This is a genomic window from Methanospirillum sp., from assembly GCF_035560735.1.
Classification (GTDB): Archaea; Halobacteriota; Methanomicrobia; order Methanomicrobiales; family Methanospirillaceae; genus Methanospirillum.
On record NZ_DATMYY010000322.1, the window covers coordinates 1 to 4,280 of the forward strand.

Annotated in this window: 5 protein-coding genes; all 5 read left to right on the forward strand. The window is 48.2% G+C overall.

What is annotated here, in order from left to right; translation table 11 throughout:
* Positions 1-268 precede the first annotated feature (268 nt).
* The 5 genes from VN429_RS09450 (at position 269) to VN429_RS09470 (ending at position 4,210) form a co-directional block, all read left to right on the forward strand.
* Positions 269-772, forward strand: coding sequence for a hypothetical protein (locus tag VN429_RS09450; RefSeq protein WP_325632574.1), 504 nt, complete (start codon positions 269-271; stop codon positions 770-772).
* Between the two features lie 16 nt (positions 773-788).
* Positions 789-1,319, forward strand: coding sequence for a hypothetical protein (locus tag VN429_RS09455; RefSeq protein ID WP_325632576.1), 531 nt, complete (start codon positions 789-791; stop codon positions 1,317-1,319).
* Positions 1,320-1,982: 663 nt separating this feature from the next.
* Positions 1,983-2,327, forward strand: a complete 345-nt coding sequence (locus VN429_RS09460; protein ID WP_325632578.1) for a hypothetical protein — start codon at positions 1,983-1,985, stop codon at positions 2,325-2,327.
* Entirely contained in the window at positions 2,311-2,493 is a 183-nt protein-coding gene (locus VN429_RS09465) for a hypothetical protein (RefSeq protein ID WP_325632580.1), read from the forward strand. The genes VN429_RS09460 and VN429_RS09465 overlap by 17 nt, the downstream gene beginning before the upstream one ends.
* Positions 2,477-4,210, forward strand: a complete 1,734-nt coding sequence (locus VN429_RS09470) for a hypothetical protein (protein WP_325632583.1) — start codon at positions 2,477-2,479, stop codon at positions 4,208-4,210. The genes VN429_RS09465 and VN429_RS09470 overlap by 17 nt, the downstream gene beginning before the upstream one ends.
* The last annotated feature ends 70 nt before the right edge of the window (positions 4,211-4,280 follow it).

A 4,280-nucleotide genomic window follows, 5' to 3' on the forward strand; every position in this document is an offset into this window, starting at 1 on the left:
ACCTACAATAGTAATAGTATTACCACATCATCTGACTGAACTCTGTAGTATGGTATTTTGGCTATATCCCAAAGGAGAATGGTCATTATATTTTCACACTATCCAGAGGATAAAATTTTATGAGTCACATCTGCACAAAAAAATTCTTCAAACCCCCCGGATCACCAATTCTCCATTGCTCCTCTCCTCTTTTCCTTCCCCTTTGAATCTATTTTTATCCACACGTCGACATTATACATAGCCGTGAAAAGCGGCAGGGAATCGAACAATGGCAGATTTTACAACCAAGAGTGTCACCAAGTCAGCTGAGCGAAAACTCAGTTCACCCATCGACACCGTAGCAAACTTCCTGGCACTTGTCCAGGACGTGATCGAGAACAACCCCTGGGGATGCACATCGTACACCTCAAACAACAAGGCTGTTGCCGGGGTCGTCAGGGGATCTGAACACTACACCGGAAAGATCGTGTATGAGAATGCAGAGGCGAAGACTGTAGGGCAGATATCAGTCAGGGCTCCATCTTCTGCAGCTTTCAGCACTAATATCAGCACAATAGTTGCTGCAACAGCAATTAACACTGCAATGGGGGGAACACCGTCTCATGACAGTTCTGAAGACTCCTTCAGCTGTGCTCTCAAATGCCACAACTCAAACGGGGAGATCTTCTCTGTCACATTCAAGCGTGACAGTGTTGTGGTATCAGGATATGAAGCAGACAGCATTCTCACTGGTATAGAAACCTGGGCAGATACCGTTGCTCTCCTGGCCTGATTTCCAGGAGAGAAGAATGCGGTGGAATTATCTGGCAACCGGATCAGTTCTTCTGATCCTTGCCTCTCTCACCGGAGCAGAGTACCTTGGTACAACTATCAGCACTGACGGAACAGTTCATCTGTGTGGATCTGGAGAGGATGCAAACGGGTCATTTGTATCCCGTGTTATGACAGTAGGATCTTCAGAACTCTCACGGATAATTACCGGTGAAGATTCAGGAACCCTGATGTCAGTTCATGGAACAGGTCCGGTGCTCTTCTCTGATTATACAACAAAAGACCGGGTATCTCCTGCTCCACTGGCCTGTGTCTTTCTCGTTGACAGAAATAATGCTGAAAGTCGTTCACACATGTTTGCATCAGGTATCCTTGAACGCGGATCCTATACCATGAGCCGTGTATCATATCCAGATCTCTTAGGAGAGAGCCTGATCAACGGGAGCGGATTCATACTCTTAGAATCAGGAAGTGAAGGAAATACGACTTCAGGATCAGAAGGCTTTGTATCAGGAAACATGACAGTCCATGATACTGTCAGACTGTGATCAAATCGACAGGGCTTTATAGGATCATTCGGTCCTGCGAAAGTGAAATCTCACACAAGTGAACTGGAATATGAGATCCGGGGATGAACCGATGAAATCTCTGATCCCCCTGATCACTTTCGCACCGTTTACCTAATCTTTAGATACCAGGGTGCTGAATCACCATGTGTCATACTCAATCTGACAATACCTCAGCACCTCTTCAGGCCAGATAAATCACGAAAATTCCCCGGTAACTCTGCATCAAGATCGGCGTTCCTCATCAGAGGAATTTCTGTGATCCTGCTCGTATCTGATAACCTGAAGGCTATCGGATCAGGAGATACACGGGCTGAACTTAAGAGACGATTATGCTCTATCTGTTTCAAGAGGAAACAGAACGGTATGGCATCAGATCAGATGACATGGAGATGATAGTATACTAAAAATTGAAAAACCCCGCACAACACTTCTCAATCTTGCCGGACCAGGAAGATTGGCGGGGATAAACTACCAGTATAATCTTTTGAGCGTTTGTACCTTTCTGTCAACCCGGTTGCATCATATAAATTACCGGGATAATATCAGCAGATTGATACTCAAATTGAGCATCCACGCTTCAGCATTGTTCTCTGTATATCACACCTGCAATCTCGCATTCAGATTTAAAGCCAGGAGAGCAGAATGACAGGGACGAACCTCACTGCAAGGAGTACTCTGTATCATGCCGGTGCAGAACTCAATCGTGCTGGGTACCATTTCCTCAGAATTGCTGGCTCAGGAAGGCTGTTTGATTTTGTTGCCTGGACCAGGAAGAAGATCATCTTTGTCACTGTAAAGCGGACCCGGAAAGGTGACATCTCAAGGTTTTCAGACGAAGTTCAGGAAATTGCCTCCTTTCTCAGTGAGAATCCCCTTCCCGGGATGGTCCAGTTCTGGATCTTTTCATCAAGCTCCTGGCTGATATACCAGATCCTGCCAGGCGGAGCATTGCGTATCAGAGGAGGGATTCATGAATCGCTCAGGTGACCGGATCTGTCCATTTATCTCATCAGGACCGGCTCTTGTCCCCTGTCTTGGGAAGAGGTGCACGGCCTGCAGGTCTGTTATCACCGGAGAAGACAGGTTTATGATCTGTCTTCTTATTGACCGGGATTTGTATGACTCTGTTGAGGTGGATGATGCCTGGATCTGACCCAGCTTCACATCCTTATCCTATCCGTTCTGCATGTTCAATCCTATTTGAGCAGGGTCAGACTGTTGAGGTCAGGCTTATCGGAAAGAGAGGAACTGCTTCAGGATATTATGATGACTTTGACAAACTCAGTGCAGATGCTGTCTCGTTTGATAACCGGGGTGAGTACTCGGGAATCTATGTGACTTTAAACCCGGTAAACCCTGATCTTCTGGCCCGCCGGGCAAACAGAATAGAGACACGGCTTGGCAAGGACGAGAAGTCTGCAGGAGACAAGGATATTCTCTGCCGGAGATGGCTTGCAATAGACATCGATCCGGTCAGGCCGTCAGGAGTATCATCATCTGATCCAGAGCATACATCAGCGATTGAGAAGGCAGCTCGGATAGCAGCATATCTTACCGGTCTTGGATGGCCAGAGCCGGTTATGGCAGATTCTGGAAACGGTGCCCATCTACTCTTTCGGATACATCTTCCGAACGATGATCAATCCCGGGATCTTGTGAGAAGTGTGCTTGAGACACTGGACCTTCTCTTCTCTGATGCATTCTCGACGATTGACACCTCGGTCTTCAATGCTGCAAGGATCTGGAAACTCTATGGAACGACCAGCAGGAAAGGGGATAACATTGCTGCCAGACCTCACCGGAAGGCACAGATACTCTCTGATATTTCTGAGCCGGAGATCGTTTCTGAAGAATTCCTGACCGCCCTTGCCGGAATGTTTCCAAAAGAGATTGAACCATTGCCGTCGTCTGGGGGTCAGGAGAGCAGAAGCAAGAGTCCTCTCGACCTTGGACAGTGGCTCGATCATCACTCGCTTGGTTACCGGAAGAGGCCATACGCTCATGGAGAACTCTTTGTTCTTCATGAATGCCCGTTTTCACAGGACCATACCGACGGTGCATACGCGATTCAGTTCCCGAATGGGGCCATATTTGCGGGTTGTCATCACGACTCATGCGGAGGAGGACGGCAGCGGTGGCCAGAACTTCGGGTCATGATGGATGGCGGTTCATCCCGTGGGACTGGACCGGGACAAGAAAAGAAGACGAGAGATCAGAAACCTAGTGCTGCGGATAAGAGATCTGGTGCTGAATCTGTGAGAATTCCGGATCCTGGATCTCCTGATGATCCAGGTTCTTCAGGAGATATCCAACCGAAAGCGTCAACAATCCTTCAGACCGGGGATCCGCTCTCGTTCATGCTTGAGACATTTGCACTGGATCATATCGGTGATCCGGTGGTGGCAGAGTGTCTTGTGATGTCACTTGCTTCCCGGAAGGTGATCAATGCCAGGGGTCTGCATGTATCTGTGACCGGTGAGTCCGGGAAAGGGAAGTCTCATGCATTTGAGACGATGATGAGCCAGGTTCCCGAGGAGTTCAGGCTTGAAGGGCGGATGAGTGAGAAGGCCCTGTTTTACATCAAAGGGATGCAGCCCGGAAGCGTTATCACGCTCGATGATGTTGCTCTTTCTGACCAGATGCAGGAGATCCTCAAGGGTGTTACGACCTCGTTTCGTCGTCCGTTCATCTACCGTACGGTCACCAAGGATCGGATCGGTGAGACCTGTATAATTCCTGAACGGTGTGTCTGGTGGATTGCAAAGGTGGACGGAACCGGTGACGATCAGGTCTGGAATCGTGCGACGAGCAAAGTCATATTTAGGATTGCGGTGAAATTCCGCCGTTTTATCCATTCAAAATGTCTCTAATCTGATGTGCATCTCTGGTAACGGATTTGTTCAAAGCTCAGATGAAAACGCAGCGCAAGGATGAACCTGA

Excerpts from the sequence above, each read along its gene's own strand:
- VN429_RS09470 (WP_325632583.1), top strand. The coding sequence starts at position 2,477 with ATGATGCCTGGATCTGACCCAGCTTCACATCCTTATCCTATCCGTTCT.
- VN429_RS09450 (WP_325632574.1), top strand. The coding sequence starts at position 269 with ATGGCAGATTTTACAACCAAGAGTGTCACCAAGTCAGCTGAGCGAAAA.
- VN429_RS09455 (WP_325632576.1), top strand. The coding sequence starts at position 789 with ATGCGGTGGAATTATCTGGCAACCGGATCAGTTCTTCTGATCCTTGCC.
- VN429_RS09460 (WP_325632578.1), top strand. The coding sequence starts at position 1,983 with ATGACAGGGACGAACCTCACTGCAAGGAGTACTCTGTATCATGCCGGT.
- VN429_RS09465 (WP_325632580.1), top strand. The coding sequence starts at position 2,311 with ATGAATCGCTCAGGTGACCGGATCTGTCCATTTATCTCATCAGGACCG.